20 protein-coding genes are annotated in these 23,060 nt (G+C 65.8%); 9 read left to right on the forward strand and 11 right to left on the reverse strand.

Translation table 11 applies throughout. The annotated features are described in order from the left end of the window. Positions 1 to 38: 38 nt before the first annotated feature. The 6 genes from rlmN (at position 39) to FHS48_RS05385 (ending at position 6,803) form a co-directional block, all read left to right on the forward strand. Positions 39 to 1,253: a dual-specificity RNA methyltransferase RlmN gene (gene rlmN, locus FHS48_RS05360; RefSeq protein ID WP_184262149.1), complete on the forward strand. Its 1,215-nt coding sequence runs from the start codon at positions 39 to 41 to the stop codon at positions 1,251 to 1,253. Positions 1,254 to 1,508: 255 nt separating this feature from the next. Next, positions 1,509 to 2,831 (forward strand): sn-glycerol-3-phosphate ABC transporter substrate-binding protein UgpB, encoded by a 1,323-nt coding sequence (gene ugpB, locus FHS48_RS05365; RefSeq protein ID WP_184262151.1) that lies wholly within the window; start codon positions 1,509 to 1,511, stop codon positions 2,829 to 2,831. Between the two features lie 190 nt (positions 2,832 to 3,021). After that, on the forward strand, positions 3,022 to 3,903 hold the full coding sequence (gene ugpA / locus FHS48_RS05370) for a sn-glycerol-3-phosphate ABC transporter permease UgpA (protein WP_184262153.1): 882 nt from the start codon (positions 3,022 to 3,024) through the stop codon (positions 3,901 to 3,903). Further along, entirely contained in the window at positions 3,903 to 4,751 is an 849-nt protein-coding gene (gene ugpE / locus FHS48_RS05375) for a sn-glycerol-3-phosphate ABC transporter permease UgpE (protein ID WP_184262155.1), read from the forward strand. Before ugpA ends, ugpE begins: the two co-directional genes overlap by 1 nt. Positions 4,752 to 4,821: 70 nt before the next feature. Then, positions 4,822 to 5,916 (forward strand): sn-glycerol-3-phosphate import ATP-binding protein UgpC, encoded by a 1,095-nt coding sequence (locus FHS48_RS05380; RefSeq protein WP_184262157.1) that lies wholly within the window; start codon positions 4,822 to 4,824, stop codon positions 5,914 to 5,916. Positions 5,917 to 6,167: 251 nt separating this feature from the next. Beyond that, a complete protein-coding gene (locus FHS48_RS05385) occupies positions 6,168 to 6,803 on the forward strand; it encodes a bacteriohemerythrin (RefSeq protein ID WP_184262159.1) in 636 nt (211 codons plus the stop codon). On the opposite strand, the gene FHS48_RS05390 is transcribed toward FHS48_RS05385, so the two are convergent. From FHS48_RS05390 to cobS, 8 genes are all read right to left on the reverse strand, one after another. After that, positions 6,792 to 8,330: a cobyric acid synthase gene (locus tag FHS48_RS05390; RefSeq protein ID WP_184262599.1), complete on the reverse strand. Its 1,539-nt coding sequence runs from the start codon at positions 8,328 to 8,330 to the stop codon at positions 6,792 to 6,794. The two genes, FHS48_RS05385 and FHS48_RS05390, sit on opposite strands and share 12 nt — an antisense overlap. 7 nt (positions 8,331 to 8,337) lie before the next feature. Beyond that, positions 8,338 to 9,324 carry a lipid-binding SYLF domain-containing protein gene (locus tag FHS48_RS05395; RefSeq protein ID WP_184262161.1) on the reverse strand — a complete coding sequence of 329 codons (987 nt, stop codon included), beginning with the start codon at positions 9,322 to 9,324 and terminating at the stop codon, positions 8,338 to 8,340. Between the two features lie 95 nt (positions 9,325 to 9,419). After that, positions 9,420 to 10,076 (reverse strand): cob(I)yrinic acid a,c-diamide adenosyltransferase, encoded by a 657-nt coding sequence (cobO, locus tag FHS48_RS05400; RefSeq protein ID WP_184262163.1) that lies wholly within the window; start codon positions 10,074 to 10,076, stop codon positions 9,420 to 9,422. Beyond that, positions 10,073 to 13,807, reverse strand: coding sequence for a cobaltochelatase subunit CobN (cobN, locus tag FHS48_RS05405; protein WP_184262165.1), 3,735 nt, complete (start codon positions 13,805 to 13,807; stop codon positions 10,073 to 10,075). Before cobN ends, cobO begins: the two co-directional genes overlap by 4 nt. Then, a complete protein-coding gene (gene cobW / locus FHS48_RS05410) occupies positions 13,807 to 14,850 on the reverse strand; it encodes a cobalamin biosynthesis protein CobW (protein WP_184262167.1) in 1,044 nt (347 codons plus the stop codon). Before cobW ends, cobN begins: the two co-directional genes overlap by 1 nt. A 63-nt stretch (positions 14,851 to 14,913) precedes the next feature. Further along, complete coding sequence (gene cobU / locus FHS48_RS05415) at positions 14,914 to 15,462, reverse strand: bifunctional adenosylcobinamide kinase/adenosylcobinamide-phosphate guanylyltransferase (RefSeq protein WP_184262169.1); 549 nt, start codon at positions 15,460 to 15,462, stop codon at positions 14,914 to 14,916. Between the two features lie 8 nt (positions 15,463 to 15,470). Further along, the gene (locus tag FHS48_RS05420) at positions 15,471 to 16,073 is read right to left on the reverse strand and encodes a histidine phosphatase family protein (RefSeq protein WP_184262171.1); all 603 of its coding nucleotides are present in this window, start codon (positions 16,071 to 16,073) and stop codon (positions 15,471 to 15,473) included. Positions 16,074 to 16,113: 40 nt separating this feature from the next. Then, a complete protein-coding gene (cobS, locus tag FHS48_RS05425; protein ID WP_184262173.1) occupies positions 16,114 to 16,863 on the reverse strand; it encodes an adenosylcobinamide-GDP ribazoletransferase in 750 nt (249 codons plus the stop codon). 120 nt (positions 16,864 to 16,983) lie between these two features. Here cobS and cobT point away from each other — a divergent pair, with 120 nt between their 5' ends. From cobT to ybaK, 3 genes are read left to right on the forward strand one after another with little or no spacing between them, the layout of a single operon-like run. Further along, positions 16,984 to 18,036, forward strand: coding sequence for a nicotinate-nucleotide--dimethylbenzimidazole phosphoribosyltransferase (gene cobT / locus FHS48_RS05430; protein ID WP_184262175.1), 1,053 nt, complete (start codon positions 16,984 to 16,986; stop codon positions 18,034 to 18,036). Continuing rightward, positions 18,036 to 18,461, forward strand: coding sequence for an alternative ribosome rescue aminoacyl-tRNA hydrolase ArfB (gene arfB / locus FHS48_RS05435; protein WP_184262177.1), 426 nt, complete (start codon positions 18,036 to 18,038; stop codon positions 18,459 to 18,461). The genes cobT and arfB overlap by 1 nt, the downstream gene beginning before the upstream one ends. Before the next feature lie 14 nt (positions 18,462 to 18,475). Beyond that, entirely contained in the window at positions 18,476 to 18,955 is a 480-nt protein-coding gene (ybaK, locus tag FHS48_RS05440) for a Cys-tRNA(Pro) deacylase (protein WP_184262179.1), read from the forward strand. Between the two features lie 14 nt (positions 18,956 to 18,969). Here the strand turns inward: ybaK and FHS48_RS05445 are convergent, their stop codons facing one another. The 3 genes from FHS48_RS05445 to FHS48_RS05455 all read right to left on the reverse strand — a co-directional run bounded on the left by FHS48_RS05445 (position 18,970) and on the right by FHS48_RS05455 (position 23,030). Continuing rightward, positions 18,970 to 19,926, reverse strand: coding sequence for a calcium/sodium antiporter (locus tag FHS48_RS05445; protein ID WP_260402357.1), 957 nt, complete (start codon positions 19,924 to 19,926; stop codon positions 18,970 to 18,972). A 41-nt stretch (positions 19,927 to 19,967) separates the two neighbouring features. Then, the gene (nhaA, locus tag FHS48_RS05450; RefSeq protein WP_184262181.1) at positions 19,968 to 21,119 is read right to left on the reverse strand and encodes a Na+/H+ antiporter NhaA; all 1,152 of its coding nucleotides are present in this window, start codon (positions 21,117 to 21,119) and stop codon (positions 19,968 to 19,970) included. Positions 21,120 to 21,368: 249 nt separating this feature from the next. Next, positions 21,369 to 23,030: an acyl-CoA dehydrogenase family protein gene (locus FHS48_RS05455; RefSeq protein ID WP_184262183.1), complete on the reverse strand. Its 1,662-nt coding sequence runs from the start codon at positions 23,028 to 23,030 to the stop codon at positions 21,369 to 21,371. Positions 23,031 to 23,060 lie beyond the last annotated feature (30 nt).

The raw sequence follows: 23,060 nt of genomic DNA on the forward strand, positions 1-23,060 counted from the left end.
TCTTTCGCCGGGTGCTGAATGCGCCTATAACCCCGGCCATGACTGACACCACCATCATGAAAACCGCCGTCACGCCGGATCCGGCTCCGGGTGACGCTGCGGCGCTGAACAATCCCGATGCAGAGGGCCGCGAGGATCTCATCGGGTTGTCGCGCGAACAGCTTGCCGGACGCCTGACCGCCATGGGCGAGAAGTCTTTCCGGGCAGGGCAGGTGTGGGCGTGGCTGTATAACCGCGGCATCCGCGATATCGACGGGATGAGCAACATCTCGAAGGAAACCCGCGCCAAAATGCGGGAGCGGTTCCATATCAGCCGCCCGCAGGTGAGCCGGGAGCTGACGTCTGCCGACTCCACCCGCAAATGGCTGCTGAAATACCGCGACGGGCAGGAAGCGGAAACAGTCTACATCCCCGATGATGACCGGGGCGCGGTCTGCGTCTCGACGCAGGTCGGCTGTACCCTGACCTGCCGCTTCTGCCATACCGGCACCCAGATGCTGGTGCGCAACCTGTCGGCCGGGGAAATCGTCGGCCAGTTCATGGTTGCCCGCGATTCCTATGGCGAATGGCCGACCCCGAACGAGACCGGGCGGCTGCTGTCCAACGTGGTGGTGATGGGCATGGGGGAACCCCTGTTCAACTACGACGCCACGGTGACGGCCCTGCGCATTCTGTCCGACCCGGAAGGGCTGGCCCTGTCGAAGCGGCGCATCACCCTGTCGACCTCCGGCGTGGTGCCGCGCATGTATGATCTGGGCAACGACGTCGGCGTCAATCTGGCGGTCAGCCTGCATGCCGCCACCGATGACGTGCGCGATGTGATCATGCCGATCAACAAGAAGTGGCCGCTGAAGGAGCTGATGCAGGCCTGCCGGGATTATCCCAGCGCCAGCAACGCCCGCCGCATCACCTTCGAATACATCATGCTGAAGGGGATCAACGATTCCGACGCCGACGCCCGCCAGCTGGCCCGTCTGGTGAAGGGGATCCCCTGCAAGTTCAACCTGATCCCGTTCAACAAGTGGCCGGGGTCAGACTTTGAATGTTCTGACTGGTCGCGGATTGAACGGTTCTCCGACATTCTGGCCGAGCAGGGCTATTCCGCCCCGGTGCGCAAGCCGCGTGGCCGCGATATCCTTGCCGCCTGCGGACAGCTGAAAAGCGAGAGCCAGCGCGAACGCCTCAGTCAGCTGAAAGCCCGCCGCGCCGCCGGGATCGAGGATGATGGTCACGGGGATGCCGCAGCGCAGTAAGCCCCTGTTTTCTTTACTCCTGAAAACCCCTGTCTTTGACCGGACAGGGGTTTTTCGTTTTCAGGAATGTTCGGTCCTGTTGACTCCATCGTCGTTTATTTCGCTTTTGCACAGTTCGCATGTGCGTTTGATTGCATTTGAAAGTTCACAAAACTGAAATTTTTCTGTAACGTTCGCGGTCTATAAAACCGGGGCCCCCGAAGGCATACGTTTGCAACGGGTCCGCCGTCGGACCAACCGCGAGGAAACGCCGCAATGAAATTCCGCTCTCTGTCTCTGGCCACCGTCTCAGTGGCCGCCACGCTGGCGATGGGCACCGGTGCCAATGCCGCTACCGAGATCCAGTTCTGGCATGCCATGGGCGGCGAACTGGGCGCCAAGGTCCAGGAAATCGCCGACAAGTTCAACGCCAGCCAGTCGGACTACAAGGTTGTCCCGGTTTTCAAGGGCACCTACACCGAGACCATGACCGGTGCGATCACGGCGTTCCGGGCCAAGCAGCAGCCGCATATCGTGCAGGTGTTCGAAGTTGGCACCGCCACCATGATGGCGGCGCAGGGCGCGGTGTACCCGGTGTACCAGCTGATGGCCGATGCCAAGCTGCCGTTTGATCCGAAGGCCTATTTGCAGGCGGTGACCGGTTATTACACCGACACCAAGGGCAATATGCTGTCGATGCCGTTCAACAGCTCGACCCCGGTGCTGTATTACAACAAGACCGCCTTCGCCAAGGCCGGGCTTGATCCGAATACCCCGCCGAAGACCTGGAAGGACGTTGAGACCTACAGCGAAAAGCTGCTGGCCGCCGGGTATAAGTGCGGCTTCTCCACCGGCTGGATGCCGTGGGTGCAGATGGAAAACCTGCTGGCCCTGCACAACCAGCCGATCGGCACCAAGGCCAACGGCTTCGGCGGCCTGAATACCGAGCTGACCGTCAACAGCCCGCTGGAACTGCGCCACATCACCAACATGGCGGAATGGGCCAAGAAAGGCATCTTCAAGTACACCGGCCGCCGGTCGGACGGGGCACCGTCGTTCTATAACGAAGAATGCACCATGTACATGAACAGCTCGGGCGGTTACGCCGGGGTGAAGGCCAATGCCAAGACCTTCGAATTCGGCGTCGGCATGCTGCCGTACTACGATGACGTGAAGGGCGCGCCGCAGAACTCCATCATCGGCGGGGCCGCACTGTGGGTTCTGAAGGGCCACAAGGCTGAAGACTATAAGGGCGTCGGCCAGTTCTTCAACTTCATCTCCAAGCCGGAAATTCAGGCTGACTGGCATCAGGTGACCGGCTATCTGCCGATCACCACCGCTGCCTACGAACTCAGCAAGTCTCAGGGCTTCTATGACAAGAACCCGGGCACCGACATGTCGGTCCGCCAGATCAACCTGAACCCGCCGACCGAGAATTCCAAGGGCCTGCGCTTCGGCAACTATGCCCAGATCCGCGACGTGATCGACGAGGAACTGGAAGGCGTGTGGTCGGGCCAGAAGTCCCCGAAGGAAGCCCTTGACGGCATCGTGAGCCGCGGCAACGACCTGCTGCGCAAGTTTGAGAAGACCAACGGCTAAAACCGGTTTCAGGACTGTGCGGGGGTGCGGCAACGCATCCCCGCCTTTCCGTTTTCGGCAGGACCCACCGGGTCTGCCATCCGGGGCGTCGCCCCGTCTCACCCTCCTCATCTGCATCTTTGCTTCACCGGGCCAGCGTCCGACCGGACCGGCCCTGTCCTGCAACGCATAACGTCTTCGGGTTGGCGCAATGCACCAGAGCTCCCCCTTCAATCACCGGCTGCTGCCCTATCTGTTGGTTCTGCCACAGATCGCAGTCACGCTGGCCTTCTTCATCTGGCCTGCCCTGAATGCGGTCTGGCTGTCCACCCGGCGGGAGGACGCCTTCGGCCTCAGCAGCGAGTTTGTCGGGCTGGAGCATTACATCGCCATTTTCCATGACGCCACCTACACCCGCGCCCTCGTCAACACCGCCGTGTTCAGCACCGGTGTGACCGTGGTTTCGCTGGCGCTGGCCCTGCTGCTGGCGGTGATGGCGGACCGGGTCGTGCGCGGTGCGATGGTCTATAAAACCCTGCTGATCTGGCCCTATGCCGTCGCCCCCGCCGTCGCCGGGGTGATCTGGTGGCTGGCGTTCAATCCCTCCATCGGGGTGGTGGCCTATTACATCAACATTCTCGGCTATGACTGGAACCACCTGATCAAGGCCAAGGATGCGATGATGCTGGTGATCTTCGCCGCCGCCTGGAAGCAGATCAGCTACAATTTCCTGTTCTTCCTTGCCGGTCTACAGGCCATTCCGCGGTCGCTGATCGAAGCCGCCGCCCTTGACGGTGCCAGCCCGTTCCGCCGTTTCTGGACCGTGATTTTCCCGCTGCTGTCGCCGACCACCTTCTTCCTGCTGGTCGTCAACATCATCTATGCCTTCTTCGACACCTTCGCCCTGATCCATGCCACCACCTCGGGCGGTCCGGCCGGATCGACCGAAACGCTGGTGCTGAAAGTGTTCATGGACGGCTTCGTCGGCCTTGATCTCGGCGGCTCCTCCGCCCAGTCGGTGGTGCTGATGGTGATGGTGATGGGGCTGACGGTGATTCAGTTCCGCTTCATTGAACGGAAGGTACAGTACTGATGGTCGAAAATCGTCCCTGGCTGACCGTCATCGCCCATGTGGTGCTGCTGCTCGGCCTGCTCGTCACCGCCTTTCCGGTCTGGCTGACCTTTGTCGCCTCCACCCACGAAGGCACCGCCCTGACCCAGTTCCCGATGCCCCTGTGGCCGGGCCGCAATCTGCTGGAAAACTACGGCACCATCCTGTTCAGCGGTGCCAAGGCCGCCGGCGGGCAGCCGGTTCTGCTGATGCTGGCCAACTCGCTGATCGTGGCGCTGGGGATTGCCGTCGGCAAGATCGCCATCTCGATCATCGCCGCCTACGCCATCGTCTATTTCCGCTTTCCGCTGCGCCAGACCTTCTTCTGGATGATCTTCATGACGCTGATGCTGCCGGTGGAAGTGCGCATCATGCCGACCTTTGAGATCACCGCCAGCATCGGCCTGCTGAACACCTACGGCGGCCTGATCATTCCGCTGATCGCCAGCGCCACCGCCACCTTCCTGTTCCGCCAGTTCTTCCTGACCATCCCGGTGGAACTGGTGGAGGCGGCCCGTCTGGACGGTGCCGGTCCGATCCGTTTCTTCCGCGATATCCTGCTGCCGCTGTCGCGCACCAACATCGCCGCCCTGTTCGTGATTCTGTTCATCTATGGCTGGAACCAGTACCTGTGGCCACTGGTGGTCACCACTGACCCGTCGCTGACCACCATCATGACCGGCATCAACGCACTGGTCCGGGTCCCCGACTCCGAACCGCAGTGGCATCTGCTGATGGCGATGTCGATGCTGGCCATGCTGCCGCCGATTCTGGTGGTGGTGGTGATGCAGAAGCTGTTCGTGCGCGGTCTGGTCGAGACCGAGAAATAACCTGATGACGCCCGGCTCCGGCCCCCCCCTGCCGCCGGACCGTCAACCTTTGTTTCTGGAGAGCCGCCCCATGGCGACCGTAGACTTTATCGGGGTCGAAAAGACCTATCCCAATGGCCACAAGGCCATCCATGGCATTGATCTGAATATCGCGGACGGGGAATTTGTGGTGCTGGTCGGCCCGTCGGGCTGCGGCAAGTCCACCCTGCTGCGGATGCTGGCCGGTCTGGAAACCGTCACCGGCGGTGAGATCCGCATTGACGGCAAGGTCATCAACCGGCTGGAACCGGCGGACCGCGACATCGCCATGGTGTTCCAGAACTACGCGCTGTATCCGCACATGAGCGTGCGGGAAAATATGGCCTATGGCCTGCGCAACCGCAAAACCCCGATGGACGTGATCGAAAAGCGCGTCGCCGAGGCCGCCAAGGTTCTGGGGCTGGAAGGGATGCTCGACCGCAAGCCGAAGCAGCTGTCCGGCGGCCAGCGCCAGCGCGTGGCCATGGGCCGGGCCATCGTGCGCGAACCCAAGGCCTTCCTGTTTGACGAGCCGCTGTCCAACCTTGATGCCAAGCTGCGCGTGCAGATGCGTGTGGAAATCCGCCGCCTCCAGCGGGAACTGAACACCACCGCCATCTACGTCACCCATGATCAGGTCGAGGCCATGACCATGGCCGACCGTCTGGTGGTGATGCGCGACGGTGTGGCCCAGCAGATCGGCCGTCCGCTGGATGTTTACGCCAAGCCGCGCACCACCTATGTCGCCGCCTTCATCGGCAGCCCGGGCATGAACCTGCTGGAAGGCGTCATCTCCGCCGACGGGTCCGCCGTGGTGCTGGGCAAGAACGGGGCGATGGGCCGCAGCATTGCGCTGCCGGTGGCCCGCCCCGGCGAAACCGGCCGCCCGGTGGTGCTGGGCATCCGCCCGGAACACCTGCTGATCAACCCGCAGCAGGGGGAAACCATCGAAGTCCGCTCGGTGCTGACCGAACCGCTCGGGGCCGATACCATCAAGTACACCACCCTGCCCGGCTGCGGTCAGTCCCTGACCGTCCGCCTGCCCGGCACCCATCCGTCGGGCGATACCGATGTGCTGACCGTGGGCTTCGATCCGGCCCACCTGCACCTGTTTGACGAGGCAACCGGGCTGCGGCTCGAAGACTGATTGTTCCGCAGAAGGCACTTTCCGCTCAGGCGGACGGTGCTTTCACGGTTGTCTCCGCAGACGGCGGACCGGTCTCCTCCCCCGGTCCGCCGTTTCTGTGTCTGCCCCCGGATTTCTCCCGCATATCCTGCGGTGCCATAATACCCCCGGTTGAATTTCTGCATCATATGATTGCAGTCCCGTCAAAGCCGCCGCACAATACCGGGAAGCGGCGGGGCCCAATGGCCCCGGTAACAGGCGGACTGTCCACCATGATTCCTGTCCGGGTCGGCAACAGTATCCTTGACCACGATCATGCAGAGTTGTCCTGCCTGCTGGAGGATCTGCATGCCCTGTGGATCAACCGCTGCGGCCTGCGGGCCCTGCTGGCTGGCCTGATCCGGTTTGAGGATGCGCTGTGCGCCCATTTTGCGATTGAGGAAGCCATCCTCGGTGGCTGCGGCTATCCCGGCCTTGCCCATCACAAGGGCCAGCACCGGGCCTTTCTCGGTGAAGTTGCGACCTTCCGGAAAGCTCTGGCCGAGGGAAATCACCCGGAAGACGGCCGCCCGCTGCATGGTTTTGACATTGCATCCCGGCTATCCGATCTGCTCTATGCCCACGAGCTGGTGGAAGACAGTTCCTATATTCCGGCTCTTACCGTGCTGCCGGACGTCCCCGAGGACGTGATCCGACAGCGGCTGTCCCCGCTGGTTGAGGAAGCGACCCAGCTGAAAACAGCCCCTCAGCCCGTCCTGCATGCCGCCGACGCCCCGGCCCTGACCCCGCAGGCCACCCACGCCCTGACCCGGCTGACGCGTGAAATGGCAGGCGGAGGACTGAAACCGGAACAGGTTGCCGCTGATTTCCTGCCTTATTGGGTGGAACAGACGCCGCTATCCTGCTGACAGGCACCCCGGAACAGCGGCCAGCCGCCACAGGGCCTGGAGATCCAGATGGCTTTCCAGATGATCGGCCAGAGCCTCCAGGGTTTCCTCAACCTGCCGCTCATAGGCAACCTGCCCGGACAGCCGGACCCCAAGATCGCGCAGCAGGGCCTGACGGACCCCATCGGCGGCAAACACCCCGTGCAGATAAGACCCCCGGACCAGACCATCAGCACTGACCGCCCCTTCCGGGCGGCCATCCAGCAGAAACCACGGGCGGTCAAGGTCAGGCCCCTGCGTCCGCCCCATGTGCATTTCATAACCCCGCAGATCGCAGCCGCTGCGGTGATCCCGGGCGGCAATCTCCACCAGCGCCTTATCGGCGGTGATGGTGGTCTCCACATCCAGCAGACCAAGACCGGGCGTTGATCCGGGGGTCCCCTCCCGGCCCTCCGGGTCATGGACCCAGCGGCCCAGCATCTGGAATCCGGCGCACAGGCCAATCACCCGCCCGCCCCGGCGGACATGGGCCAGCAGGTCAATATCCCAGCCTGCCTGCCGCAGCGCCGCCAGATCGGCACAGGTGGCCTTGGATCCGGGCAGCAACACCACATCGGCATCGGCAGGCAGCGGATGCCCGGCCGTAATCAGGCTGACCCGGACCCCCGGTTCCGCCCGCAGCGGATCAAGATCATCAAAATTGGAAATCCGTGGCAGACGTGGAACCACAATGTGCAGGCCGTCCCCCTGCACGGTTCCCTGCCGGTCGAGGGCCACCGCATCCTCGGCGGGCAAGGCCCCGGCTTGCATAAACCACGGCACCACCCCCAGACAGGGCAGACCGCCGGTATGGGCGGCGATGATCTCCAGCGCCGGATCAAACAGCCGGGGGTCGCCCCGGAACTTGTTGATCAGATACCCCTTGGTCCGCGCCCGCTCGCTGCCGCTGATCAGGGCGTGGGTGCCGACCACCGAGGCCAGAACCCCGCCCCGGTCGATATCCCCGATCAGCAGAACCGGCACATCCGCCGCTTCGGCAAAACCCATATTGGCAATATCGGCGGCCCGCAGGTTCACTTCCGCCGCACTGCCAGCCCCCTCGATCAGCACCAGATCGGCCCCGGCGCAGAGGTGGGAAAAGCTGTCGAGGACCTGCGGCAGCAGGGACGGTTTCAGCCGCATATAGTCGCGGGCACTGGCATTGGTCAGCACCCGCCCCTGCACCACCACCTGACTGCCGATATCGGTGGTCGGCTTCAGCAGCACCGGATTCATATCGACGCTGGGGGCAACCCCGCAGGCCCGGGCCTGAAGCGCCTGTGCCCGGCCGATTTCCCCGGTTCCGGCCCCGTCCCGCAACGCCGCCACCGCCGCGTTGTTGGACATGTTCTGTGGTTTGAACGGCCGCACCGTCAGCCCCTGACGGGCAAAGGCACGGCACAGACCGGCAACCAGCAGACTTTTGCCGACATCCGACCCGGTGCCCTGAAACATCAGGGCCCGGGCCGGACGCGACGATGGAAACCGCAGGGAAGCCGGTCCGGTCATCATCAGGTCAGTTCAGATCCTGCTTCTGCACCGGCGTCAGCTTGACCGGTGCCGAGGGCCGGGACGACGCCGCCGGAGCCGAAGACCCGGAGGAGCTGGAAGCCCCGGAAGAGCCCGAGGAACCGGACGACCCCGAAGACCACGAAGAAGAAGAGGACGACGACGACGGGCGGGTCGAGGATCCGGGCGCTTCTTCCTGTACCGGCGGCGCATCCGGGTTCAGCGCGTTGCTGCGCTGCGGCGGGCTGTATTTCACCCCCAGAGACCGGTGCAGGTTATCGGCATCCGGCAGCACCCAGCGCCGGTCAAACAGAATGGCCTTGGCGCTGGCATTGGGGCCGTAAACCGCCCGGTTCCACGAGTCGCGGAACACCAGCCCCGCCCCTTCAAACACACCGCCGCCATAGGCCCCCTGCGAATGGGCAAAGGCGATGATATCGGCATCAAGGTTGGCGGTGGTCGCCGCCTCGATATTGGCACCGACGGTGGCGAAGGACACCCCGGCGGAGGCCCCCATCTTGAAGTTATCGGACAGCACGGAGTTCAGGCCGTTTTCGGTCATGATCATCAGGATCATCTGCACCCGCTGACCGCCGATCTGCAAACCGACGCTGCCGCCGACGACAGAATAGAAGGCCGGAGGAGTCAGTTTGCCCTGATCATCGCGGACCATCAGCAGACCAACACCGTAGGAGCCCCCGATGATGAAACCGCCCTTGTAATAGGACGGGATCACCATCACCCCCCGGGCGCGCTGAAGGTACGGCTCCAGATCCTTGGTGAAGTTGGCGTCATTGCGCACGGATTCGACCACCGCCACCGCGTTGGCGATTTCCGCCCGGGCATCAGAGAGGTCATCGGCGCGGGCCGGGCCGGTCAGGGCCGGTGTCAGGCTGGCCGCCACCGTCAGCAGTACGGCGGCAAACAGGCGGGTGCCTTGTGTCCGAAGCCCCTGCAACAGGGTTTTCTTGTGGTGCCCGGCAAGACCAAACATCGGCATACACCCTCCTTCATGGGCTTTTTCACCCGGATCCCACAGGGGGGTGGAACCCGGCAGAGACAGGACTGGCGGGGATCATCCCGCCCGGATCAGAACTCGACGCCCGGCTGGGCTTTGACGCCACTGCGGAACGGATGCTTCACCAGCGTCATTTCCGTCACCAGATCGGCCGCCTCGATCAGCGGCGGCAGGGCATTGCGCCCGGTCAGCACCACATGCTGCATCGGCGGACGGTTGGCAAGCGCGGTCATCACACGCTCCAGCGTCAGGTATTCGTAGCGCAGGACAATATTGATTTCGTCAAGAATGACCATCCGGAAATCAGGATTGGTCAGCATTGCCTCGGCCTCGGCCCAGGCCCGTTCAGCGGTGGCGATATCGCGGGCGCGGTCCTGCGTTTCCCACGTAAAGCCTTCGCCCATGGTCCGGAAGTCCACCAGATCCTCAAACCGGGCCAGCACATCGCGCTCTGCGGTGTGCATCGCCCCTTTGATGAACTGCACCACCCCAACCCGGAACCCATGGCCGACGCAGCGCAGCGCCATGCCGAAGGCTGCGGAGGATTTCCCCTTCCCGGCCCCGGTGTTGACGATGATCAGGCCCTTTTCGACCTGCTTTTCGGTCATGATCCGGTCGCGCACCGCCTTCTTCTTGGCCATCTTGCGCTTGTGGCGGTCATCGTCGGACTCATCCGCCTCAGGGACAGGAGCGGAGACGGGGGCGGCGGTCACATCCAGATCGGTCATGCGGCGGTCCTCAGGCTGTCGAGTACGGAGAGCGTGCTGTTGCGGCGCGGCGTCCACAGCGACCGGCGGATCGCCTCGTCAAACCGCGCCGCCATCTCCCGCAGGGCATGGGGATTGGCATCGGCCAGAAAGGCCCGGACGGCCTCATCCCCGAGATAAGCGTCAAAAATGGCATCAAAATGGTGGTTGCCGACACAGCGGGCGGTGGCGGCGAAGCCAAACAGGTAATCCACCGTCGCCGCCATTTCCGCCGCGCCCTTGTAGCCATGGCGCATCGCCCCGGCAATCCACTTGGGATTGGCGGCCCGGCCCCGGACGATCCGGGCGATTTCCTCGCGCAGGGTGCCGATCCGGGGCGTATCGGGGCGGGAGTGATCCGGATGATATATTTCCGGCATCTGACCGCTCAGCTCTTCCACCGCCGCCGCCAGACCGCCTTCAAACTGATAGTACTCATCGGAGTCGAGCAGATCATGCTCGCGGTTATCCTGATTGTGGACCACCGCCTGCACCTGCCGCAGACGGTCGCGGAACAGGCCATGCGCCGCCTCGCCCCGGCTGCCGTTGCCATAGGCATAGCCGCCCCACTGCACATAGGCCCGGCCCAGATCGGCGCTGTCTTCCCACAGGCTTTCATCAACCAGCGTCTGCAATCCGGCGCCATAGGCCCCCGGCGCGGCCCCGAACACCCGGAACCCCGCCTGCCGGGCGGCCTGATCCTCCGGCATCCCATCCGCCTGCAACCGGGCCAGATCCGCCCGGTAGCGGGCGGCCAGCGGATTATCCTCCGCCGGTTCGTCCAGTGCTGCCACCGCCCGCACCGCACTGTCGAACAGGTCGATCAGCGCCGGGAAAGCATCGCGGAAAAAGCCGGACACCCGCAGCGTCACATCAACCCGGGGGCGGTCGAGAATGCTGACCGGCAGGATCTCGAACCCGGTGACCCGGCGGCTGGCGGCCTCCCACGTCGGCTTGACCCCCAGCAGCGCCAGCGCCTGCGCCAGATCATCACCGCCGGACCGCATGTTGGCGGTGCCCCAGGCCGTCACCGCCAGCACCTGCGGCCATTCGCCGTGATCCTGCGCATGGCGTTCCAGCAGCAGGGTCGCCGACTTCCAGCCCAGCGTCCACGCCGCCGGGGTCGGCACCGTGCGGGTATCGACGGAAAAGAAATTGCGGCCGGTCGGCAGCACATCCGGGCGGCCCCGGGTCGGGGCCCCGGACGGCCCCGGCGGCACAAAGCGCCCGTCCAGCCCCCGCAGCAGCCCGGCCATTTCCGCCGGACCGCACCCGGCCACCATCGGGCGCAGGGTCCGGTTGATCCAGTCCACCGCCACCGCCGACTGCGGGCCGGGGGCCGTCTGCGCGCCGGAAACCACCAGCCGCGCCAGCAGTTCCAGCCGCTCCACCGTATCCCCGGCACTGCGCCACAGATCGTCGCTGACCGCCTGAAGTGCCGTCAGGCGCGGCCCGGTCCACGGGTCCGCCAGCGGTGCCGCCAGCGGATCGAACTCCAGCTGAAGATCGGCGGCCAGTGCCCGCAGCAGGCTTTGCTGGCCCGGACGGTGGGCTTCTCCCACCGGGCTCTGGCCGGGAACCCGTGCCAAGGCCACCAGCAGATCGGTCAGGGCCTCGCCCTGCGGCGACTGGCCGAAAATGTGCAGCCCGTCGCGGATCTGCAATTCCTTCAGGTCACAGAGATGATTGTCGAGTCGGGCCAGCGCCTCGGTCTCGTCCTCCACCCCGTCAAAACCAAGGTCACGGTCGAGTCCCAGCACCCGCGACAGGCTGAGGATCTCTTCCCGCAGAATGGCGAGACGGCGGGGATCCACCCCGGCAGCCTCGTAATATTCATCAACCAGCGCTTCCAGATCCTTCAGCGGGCCGTAGCTTTCCGCCCGGGTCAACGGCGGCGTCAGATGGTCAATGATCACGGCACTGCTGCGGCGCTTGGCCTGCGTGCCTTCGCCGGGATCGTTGACAATGAACGGGTACAGATGCGGCAGCGGCCCCAGAACCGCTTCAGGGAAACAGCCGGATGACAGCGCCACCGCCTTGCCCGGCAACCATTCCAGCGTGCCATGCTTGCCGACATGCACCAGCGCCTGCGCCCGGAACTGCTCCCGCAGGAACACATAAAAGGCCAGATAGCCATGCGGCGGCGGCAGGGCCGGATCATGATAGCTGGCAACCGGATCCACATCCGCCCCGCGCGACGGCTGGATCCCGACCATCACCCCGCCCAGATCCAGCAGCGGCAGGGTAAAAGACCCGCAGGACACCGCCCCGGGACGGAACCACGGATCCCGTTCCGGCGGCCCCCAGCGGTCCAGCATCGCCTGCCGGGTGGCCTCCGGCAGGGCGGAAAAGGCCATCATATAGTCCGGCAACGCCAGCTCGACGCCCCCTCCGGCCTGACGCTGGCCGTTGGTCGGCCCGGCCAGCAGGCGGTCGAGCAGCTCCGCCCCGGTCGGGGGCACATCGCGCAGGCAGTAACCCTCCCGCAGCAGGGCCGCCAGAATCCCCGCCACCGCTGCCGGGGTATCCAGCCCGACGCCGTTGCCGATCCGCCCGTCGCGGTTGGGATAATTGGCCAGCACCAGCGCCACCCGGCGGCTGGCCGGGGCCGTGTGACGGAGTCGCGCCCAGTTGGCGGTCAGGTCGGCAACAAAGGCGATCCGGTCCGCCACCGGGGCATAGGTCAGCAGATCACACTGCGTTGCCTCATCCCGGCGGGAAGCCGCCTTGAACGACACCGCGCGGCTGAGAATCCGGCCATCGACCTCCGGCAGGGCGACGTTCATGGCGATATCGCGGGCAATCAGGCCATTGCTGTTGCCGCGCCACACCGCTTCGCTGCCGCCGGAAAAGATCACCTGAAGCACCGGACAGTCGGCCGCCGAAAACGGCGTGTCCCGTGCCTCGCCCGGGGCGGCAACGGCAAAGGCGGTGCCGTTGAGAATCACCGACGGCGGATCCTCCGCCAGCAGGCTTTCCAACACCCCCGCCGCCAGCGAATCCTTCAGGCTGGTGACAAAGACCGGCAGCGGGTTCAGGCCCCGCTCCAGCAGGGCCCCGGCCAGGGCCAGAACCGGCGCGGTGTTCCCGGCATGGACCAGCGCCCGGTAAAACACCAGCGGCACCACCGGGGCCCCGGCGGTCCAGCGGCCCCGGATGTCATCGGGAAACACCCCGGCCGGGGGCAACGGGGCCGGTTCGGTCCACTCCACGGCCTGCCCGATCAGACTGGCGGCATAACACAGGAAGCGGTGGGCATTCTCCACCCCGCCCTGTACCAGATATTGCCACAGCCGGTGCGTCACGGCGGGCGGCAACGATCCGGCGGCGGCCAGATCGGCATCCGGCTGATCATCGCCCGGAACGAACGCCACCGGAATCCCCCGGCGGCGGCATTCCTGACTGACCTGCTCCACCCCATAGGACCAGTACCCGCGCCCGCCGATCACCCGCACCACCACCAGCCGGGCCTGACGGATGATCTGATCGACATACAGATCCACCGACAGGTTGTGGCCCAGCGCCAGCAGGCTGGCGAGGCGCAGCACCGGCGCGCCGGGGTCTTCCCCCAGACGGCGGGCCTGCGCCTGCGCCAGACAGGCAAGGTCACTGTCCGCCGCCGACAGCACGATCACATCGCCGGGGGTCTGCCCCAGATCGATGGCGTCGGTGCCGTCGGTGATGGCACCGGGGGTGGCAGCAAGCAGATGCATCAGGCGGCGGTGCCGAGGATCCGGGCGGTGATGGCCGCACGGTCAAGGCCGTGCAGGCCGATCACCACCAGACGGCTGGAGCGGTCTTCCCCGGCCTTCCACGCCCGGTCATAGTACCGGTCAAGGCGCGGACCGACCGCCTGCACCAGATGGCGCATCGGCTTGCCCGGCACATCGATGAAGCCCTTGATCCGCAGGATGTTGTGTTCGGCAATCGCCGTGTGCAGCCGGGCTTCCAGCCCATCCAGATCGCCGACGCTGCCCAGATCGACATGGAACGACTCGAAGTCGTCGTGATCGTGGTCTTCTTCGGTCTCGTGATGCGACGGCCGGTTGTCCAGATCGTCCTCCGCCGCCGCGCCCATACCCAGCAGCACAAGCGGATCCATCTGCCCGCGATGGGTCGGCACCACCTTCACCCCGGCGCGGACCTGTCCGCCCACCGTCTTCAGCACCGCCTCAAGGCCCGGCTCGTCGATCAGGTCGGCCTTGTTCAGCAGCACCATGTCGGCACACAGAATCTGGTCGGTGTAGACCTCTTCCAGCGGATTTTCATGATCCAGCGAGTCATCGGATTCGCGCTGGGCCTGCACCGCATCGGGATCATCGGCGAAGCGGCCTTCCGCCACCGCCGGGACATCGAGAACCGCCACCACGCCATCAACGGTGACGCGGGAGCGGATTTCCGGCCAATGGAAGGCCTTGACCAGCGGCTTCGGCAGAGCCAGACCCGACGTTTCGATCACGATATGATCCGGCGGATCGGCCCGGTTGAGCAGGGCCTGCATGGTCGGCAGGAATTCATCGGCGACGGTGCAGCAGATGCAGCCGTTCGGCAGCTCGATGATATTGTCTTCCTCGCAGCCCGGCACGCCGCAGGCGGCCAGAATATCGCGGTCGATCCCCAGATCACCGAACTCGTTGATCACCAGCGCGATCCGTTTGCCCCCGGCGTTTTCCATCAGGTGGCGGACCAGCGTGGTTTTGCCGGCCCCGAGAAAACCGGTGATGACGGTGGCGGGAATCTTGTGCAGCGACTTCATCGGAGGGGGACTTCCTTCACGGGGAGAACAGCGGCCATCAGGTGCTGCGGTGCAGCAGGCACCTCAGAGCGACACCAAAGTGGGTGATTTAAGAACCATTGGCAACCCGGCAGCGACAAATTCCACCCGCTGTGACACCGCTGCCACGGCCTGATTCAGCCGCCCGGCCGCATCGCGGAAGCGGCGGGCCAGCGCATTATCCGGCACAATCCCCAGCCCGACCTCGTTACTGACGCAGATCACCGGCCCGCCGCACCGCTGCAACGCCGCAATCAGCGCCGTCGATTCGGCCTCCAGATCATGGTCTGCCAGCAGGTGATTGGTCAGCCACAGGGTCAGGCAGTCCACCAGAACCGGGCGGCCGCCGAAATCACGGCCCAGCACCCCGGCCAGATCCAGCGGCTCCTCGACCGTCTCCCACCCGGCCCCGCGCTGCTGCTGATGCAGGGCGATCCGCTCCGCCATCTCGGCATCAAAGCACTGGCTGGTGGCGATATAAACCGGGGGCACCGCCGCACCGGAGGCCACCGCCGCAATCAGGGTTTCGGCCCGGCGGGACTTGCCGGACCGGGCACCGCCGAGAATCAGGGTCAGGGGGGGAAGTGCAGACATGGTCTCTCTCAGGGCAGGCTGTTGGCGCAGACAATCCGGCTGCCGCCGGGGCCGACATCAATCCGGGTCAGGGTCAGATTATCCATGCCGAAGCTGAAGGCCGGGCCGGGGGCATCGCCGACGCCCAGCGCCAGCGCCAGCGCGGCGCGGATGGTTCCGGCATGGGCCACCACCGCCAGATCGGTATCAGGATACACCTGACACAGCATCGCAATCGCCTGCCGTACCCGGCGGCACTGATCGACAAAGCTTTCCCCGCCCGGCGGTGCCGTGGCGGCGGCATCCCGCCAGAACCCCAGCGTATCGGCCTGCTCGGTGATTTCGTCCCAGCGTTTGCCGTCCCAGTCGCCGAAATCCTGTTCCATCAGGCCGTCAACCAGCCGGTCCGGTACCCGCCCCCAGATCGCTTCCGCCGTCGAGCGGGCCCGCAGCAGCGGGCTGGCGATCAGGACCACCCCCTCCGGCACCCGCCTGCGCAGGGCTGCCAGACGGTCGGTATCGGTCAGGGTGCAGGGGCGGTCCGCCCGCCCGACCAGCGTTCCACGCGGCACCGGCACCGGCGCATGACGGATCCACCAGAACCGGGTTCCCACAAAAGCATCTGAACTCATCAGGCGCAGTTCCTTTATAAAAAATCTCAGGCATCAAATCTCAGGCCGTCAGCCAGATCAGGCACAGGGTTTCCGCCAGCGCCGCCCCGGCCCCCAGCACATCCCCGGTCTGCCCGCCGATCTTGCGCCATGCCAGCCAGCACCAGCCCAGCACCAGCAGGGCTGCCAGCGTCGCCGCCTGCACTCCGGCGGCCCCGGCGATGGCCGCCGCCAGCCCCCCGGCCAGCATCCACGCCACGATCACGCCCCAGCCGGGCATCCGGCCGGCCCCCGCCCCCAGACCATCCGACCGGGCCGGGGGCAGCAACGCCAGAGTCAGCGGCAGGGTCGCCCGCCCCAGCGCCGGGGCAACCAGCAGCGCCAGCCCCCCGACCGGAAGAGACGCCCCGGACAGCGCCGCCCAGCGCAGCCCCAGCACCATCACCAGCGCCAGCGCCCCATAGGTGCCCAGCCGGGAATCCCGCAGAATCTCCAGCCGCCGCTCCCGCCGGTGGCTGCCCCAGAACCCATCGGCCACATCGGCCAGACCGTCTTCATGCAATCCCCCGGTCAGCAGAAGCCCGGTCCCGATCGCCAGTCCCGCCACCACCGGAGCCGCCAGCCCCAGCGCCTGCGCCCCGGCCCAGACCACTGCCATCCCCGCCCCGACCGCCAGACCGACCACCGGAGCGGCCCACAGCGCCCGGCCCACCGGGGCCACCGGCTCCCGCAGGCGCGGCAGCGGCAGGCGGGTCAGGAAGACAAAGGCCAGATGCAGGGTGTCTGCCACCGACCGGACAAAGGATTTCATGGACAGGGTTCCCCTCACCGACGGTTTCCGGTGTTTTTTCCCCGGCGGCAATGGCGCCCGCCGCGCCGGGGGTGTAAACAGGCGGGCATATCCTTTCCCGTCCCTGCCGCAGGTGCAAGCATGACGACGCTGACCGCGCCCGTTTCCTCCGCCGCCGTTCTGTCCGGCCTGACCTCTCTGGATGCCATCCGCACCCTGCTGCGGACCCTGCCCGGCCCGGATCAGGCGGCGCAGGCCGCCGCCGCCGCCCGCGAACCGACCCTGACCAAGCCGCCCGGCGCGCTGGGCCGTCTGGAGTCGCTGGCCCTGTGGCTGGCAGGCTGGCAGGGGCGGCATCCGCCGCAGGTGGAAACGCCGCGCTGCGTGGTGTTTGCCGGGAACCACGGGGTGGCGGCACTGGGGGTTTCGGCCTTTCCGGCGGCCGTCACCGTGCAGATGGTGCTGAACTTTGAGCGCGGCGGGGCCGCCATCAACCAGCTCTGTCGTGCCAATGGCGTGGCGCTGGAGGTGGTGGCGCTGGATCTCGACACCCCGACCGCCGATTTCACGCAGGCCCCGGCACTGGAGGAAGCCGAGTTCCTCGCCGCCTTCCGGGCCGGGGTCGAACAGGGCCTGCGCCCGGCTGACCTGCTGTGTCTGGGGGAAATGGGGATTGCCAACACCACCTCCGCCGCCGCGCTGGCGCTGGCGCTGTTCGGTGGGACGGCAGAAGACTGGACCGGCCCGGGCACCGGAGTCCATGGGGCCGCCCTCAGCCGCAAGGCCGAGGTGGTGGCCGCCGGGGCCGCCCGCCATGTGCCCGAGGCCAGCGATGCACTGGATCTGCTGCGCCGTTTGGGCGGACGGGAACTGGCCGCCATCGCCGGGGCGGTTGTGGGGGCCCGCCTGAACCGGGTGCCGGTGGTGCTGGATGGGTTCATCTGCACCGCCGCCGCCGCCGCCCTGCATGCCCTTGTGCCCGGCGCGCTGGACCACTGCGTGGTCGGCCATGCCTCGCAGGAGCCGGGGCACCGCCGGGTGCTGGACACGCTTGGGCAGCAGGCGCTGCTGGATCTGGACCTGCGGCTGGGCGAGGCCTCCGGTGCTGTCACCGCCGTGCCGATCCTGCGTGCCGCCGCCGCCTGCCATGCCGGCATGGCGACCTTCGCCGAAGCCGGGGTCAGCGACGCCTGATGATCCCCGTCACCCGCACCATCAGCCTGCACGAGGATGAGCTGGAGGAGACCTTTGCCCGCTCCTCCGGCCCCGGCGGGCAGAACGTCAACAAGGTGGAAACCGCCGTCCAGCTGCGGTTCAACGTGCTGGCCTCCCCCAACCTGCCGGAGCCGGTGCGGGCCCGGCTGATACAGTTGGCCGGACGGCGGATGACGCTGGACGGGGTGCTGATCATCACCGCGCAGGAATTCCGCAGTCAGGAACGCAACCGTGCCGCCGCACTGGAAAAACTGCTGGAGCTGATCCGCGAGGCCGCCAAACCGCCACCGCCGAAACGCCGCCCGACCAAACCGACCAAGGGATCGCAGGAACGGCGGCTGACCTCCAAGGGCAAACGCGGGGCAGTCAAATCCCTGCGCCAGAACAAATCCGGCTGGGACTGAGAAGAGAGCGGACGATGGCGAAGAAAACCCCTGCCACCATGGCCATGGACCGGGCCAAAAAGCCGTATGAGCTGCTGGAATACGCCTACGATCCCGATGCCGCCTCCATCGGGTTGCACGCGGCGGAGTGCATGGGCCTGCCGCCGTCGCAGGTGTTCAAGACCCTGATGACCACGGCGGGGGACGAAGCCCTGATTGCCGTGGTGCCGTCCGACCGCGAACTGAACCTGAAAGCGCTGGCGCAGGCCGCAGGCAAGAAGGCGGTCAGCATGATGAAGGGACCGGAGGCAGAACGGCTGTCCGGCTATAAGATCGGCGGCATCTCCCCGCTGGGGCAGAAGAAGCGGCTGCGGACCTTTCTGGACGCCTCCGCCCTGACCTTCCCGTTCATCGTCGTCAACGGCGGGCAGCGCGGCCTTCAGATCAAGGCCACGCCGCAGGATCTGCTGGAAGCCACCGGCGCCGTCCCCGCCGGGTTGGCCGCCGGAGCCTGAACAGAGGCCCGTCCTCAGACGCCGAACAGCGTCCACAGATAGCAACCATAAAGGGCCAGCATCACCGCCGCCTCACGACGGCTGAGCCGGGATCCCGTCCAGGCGAACACCGCCAGCAGCACGGCACTGCCGACCAAGGCCAGCCAGTCGGTCATCGCCAGATCAGCCGGAATGGGGATCGGCTGGAAAAGCGCGGTGATCCCAAGGATACCGAGAATATTATAGAGATTGGATCCGACGATACTGCCAAAGGCCACATCAGCCCGGCCCTTCAGGGCAGCCACCAGTGTTGCCACCAGTTCCGGCAGCGACGTGCCGATCGCCACAATCGTCAGGCCGATCACCGTCTCCGACACTCCGGCAGTGCGGGCAATGCTTACCGCCCCCTGCACCAGCAGATCAGCCCCAAGAACCAGCATCGCCAGTCCCCCGGCGGAAAACAGCAGGGAAATCCACAGCGCCTGCGGCACTGGGTCATGGGTATGGGCCTCTTCCTTATGAAGATCGGCGGCGGGCCCGCCCGCCCGTTCCTGACGCCAGACCATCACCAGATATCCCAGCAGCCCGGCCACCAGCAGGGCACCGGACAGGCGGCTGATTTCCCCGGTTATCAGACACAGAACGGTCAGGATCGCCGAAACCGCAACCATCAGAATGCCATCGCGCCCGGTGGCGGCCCGGTCAACCGCCACCGGACGGATCAGCACCACCAGCGCAAACACCAGCAGGATATTGCCGATGTTGGAGCCAAGAACATTGCCCAGTGCAATACCGGGTGCCCCGGCGGCAGCGGCGTTGAGACTGGTCACCAGTTCCGGCATCGAGGTCCCGAAACCGACCAATGTCAGGCCGATCATCAGCTCTGACAGCCCGGCCCAGCGGGCAATCCCCACCGCCCCACGCACCAGCCCTTCCCCGCCGACGGCCAGAAGGGCAAGCCCGACTGCACAGAACAACACCGCTTCCATCATCAATGATCCCCATTAAATGACCGGGGCCGGAACTGGGACGACTATCGCACGGACCGCCGCCCGATCCGGAAGGCCACCGCCGCCAGCAGCAGCGACAGCACCGAGCCGCCCAGCACCCCCAGACGGGCCGCCGACTCGGCGGCCTCATCCCCGGAAAAGGCCAGCCCGCCGATAAACAGGCTCATGGTAAAGCCGATTCCGCACAGGCAACCGACGCTGACCAGATGGCCGACCGAAAATGGCAGCGGTGTGCGGGCCAGACGGGCCACCAGCAGGGTGGTCAGCCCGACCCCGACCGGCTTGCCCAGCGCCAGCCCGAGCGCGACCCCGGCGGAAACCCCGCCCAACATCTGCGCCGGATCAAGCCCGGCGAAGGACACCCCGGCGGCGCAGAAGGCAAACACCGGCAAAACAGCATAGGCTGACAGCGGATGCAGGGCATGTTCCAGCTGCTCCAGCCGGGTTGAGCGCCCGACCGCCGTGGACGGCACCACCATCGCCGCCGCCACCGCCATCACCGAGGTATGAACCCCGGCCTCTTTCGCCAGCCCCCACGTCACTACGCCGACCAGCGGATAGACCCACACCGGCAGCGGAGTCCGGCGGCTGAGGATGAAAGTGACCGCCAGCAACGCCACAGCAATCAGCAACGGCAACACCGCCAGCCCATGGGTGAACAGCACCCCGATCAGCACAATCGCCATCAGGTCATCCACCACCGCCAGCGTCAGCAGAAACAGCCGGACCCGGGTATCAATCCCCGGGGCCAGCACCGCCAGCGCCGCCAGAGCAAAGGCGATGTCCGTCGCCACCGGCACCGGCCAGCCGCGCGGATCCACCGATCCCGCCAGCAGGCTGTAAACCACCACCGGCATCACCACCCCACCGAAGGCCGCCGCCACCGGCAGCAGGACCGTCTTCGGGTCAGACAGTTCCCCCAGCGTCAGTTCCCGCTTCAGTTCCAGACCGACCACGTAGAAGAACACCGCCATCAGGCCGTCCTTCACCCAGTCCTTGACCGTCGACTCCACCGTCCAGACACCAAGGTCCAGCGTCAGCGGCGTTTTCAGGATCGCGGCATACAAAGGCCCGGCGGCCGAATTGGCGACGATCAGGGCCGCCATGGCGGCAAGGGCCAGCAGGGCCCCACCCCCGGCTTCGGTCTTCAGGAAGGTCAGGACGGAACGACGCATTGGCAGGCAGTTTCCTTACGGTCTGTGCCGCCGGTCCCGGGGTGGCGGCAATCCCCTTCCCCTCAAGGTGGGGTCTGTCCCGGCCCGGATCAAGAAAAGTTTTCGCGAATACGGACCCCCGTCAAAAAACAAGGGGCACCGCTGCGGCCAATCAGCGGTGCCCCCAATGTTCCCGGTGGTGCGTCGCGCCCTGCCCCAGAGTCACCCCCCCGGGCAGAACGCCACCGGGAACAGTCCCGGTCCGGTGGATCAGCGGGTCAGCAGACCACGCGCCACCACCTGAGCCTGAATTTCCGCCGCCCCTTCAAAGATGTTGAGGATGCGGGAATCACACAGCACCCGGCTGATCTGGTATTCCTCGGCATAGCCATTGCCGCCGTGAATCTGCAGGGCGTTATCGGCGTTGGACCACGCGACACGGGCCGCCAGCAGCTTGGCCATCCCGGCTTCGATATCGCAGCGGATATCGGCGTCCTTCTCGCGCCCGGCGAACCACGTCAGCTGACGGGCCACCATGGTTTCCACCACCGCCCAGGCGATCTTCTGATGCACCCGGGGGAAGTCAAACAGCGGCTTACCGAACTGGACACGGTCCTGTGCATAGCGCAGGCCGATTTCCAACGCATTCTGGGCCACCCCGACGGCGCGGGCCGCCGTCTGAATGCGGGCCGACTCGAAGGTTTCCATCAGCTGCTTGAAGCCCTGACCCTCGACGCCGCCCAGCAGGTTTTCGGCCGGAACGGTGAAGCCGTCGAAAGACAGTTCGTATTCCTTCATGCCCCTGTAGCCGAGAACCTTGATCTCGCCGCCGGTCATGCCCTCGGCCGGGAACGGAGTGTCTTCCGTGCCACGCGGCTTTTCGGCCAGCAGCATCGACAGACCCTTGTAACCGCTTTCGTCCGGATTGGTCCGGGTCAGCAGGGTCATCAGGTCTGACCGGCTGGCATGGGTGATCCACGTCTTGTTGCCGGTGACCACATAGTCATCGCCCTGCCGGACGGCGCGGGTGCGCAGGCTGGCAAGGTCAGACCCGGTGTTGGGTTCGGTGAACACCGCCGTCGGCAGGATCTCGCCACTGGCGATCTTCGGCAGATACTTCTGCTTCTGGGCTTCGGTGCCGCCCAGACGGATCAGCTCCCCGGCGATTTCCGACCGGGTGCCGAGGGAACCGACGCCGATGTAGCCGCGCGACAGTTCTTCCGTCACCAGACACATCGCCATCTTGCCCATGCCCAGCCCGCCGAACTCTTCGGGGATGGTCAGGCCAAAGACGCCCATCTCGGCCATCTGCTCGACGATCTCCAGCGGGATCAGCTCGTCCTTCAGATGCCAGTCATGGCAATGCGGCACCACCTGCTCTTCGACAAAGCGGCGGAACTGATCACGGATCACCTGCAGGGTTTCGTCATCCAGCGCCGGATCACCGAAGTGACCATCGCGCACCAGTTCGGCAATGCGCTTCTTACAGGCAGCGGTGAAGCCGTGTTCGCGCAGCAGGGTGGTATAGGGCGACTGCATCAGCTGGCGCTGGCGCACCTCGATCCCAAAATCCGCCAGCCGGACGAACTCGCCCTGACTCATCGGCAGACCGCCGTAAATCTGCTGGAGATATTCCGAGAACGCGGCCTGAAGGATCAGCTGTTCCAGCTCGCCGAAGCGGCCGGAAGCCTCCAGACGGCGGCCCCACGCCAGCATCTGTTCCAGCGCCGCCACATAGGTGGTGTACCAGGCATAGCCGTGGGCGGCATGCTGGTTCTGCTCAAACAGCAGGCTGTCAATTTTTCCTTCCGGGGCCACCAGTTTCAGCACGGCGTCATGCAGGGTCTTGCGGACGTCGCGGGCCAGTTCACAGGCCCGTTCGCAGGTGTACAGAAGGTCGGAAATAATCAGCGGCTTGCCCATGGCGGACATGATCGGCAACTCCCCGGAGACACTGGAATA

This window comes from Novispirillum itersonii (assembly GCF_014205675.1).
In the GTDB taxonomy this organism is placed as follows: Bacteria; Pseudomonadota; Alphaproteobacteria; order Rhodospirillales; family Rhodospirillaceae; genus Novispirillum; species Novispirillum itersonii_A.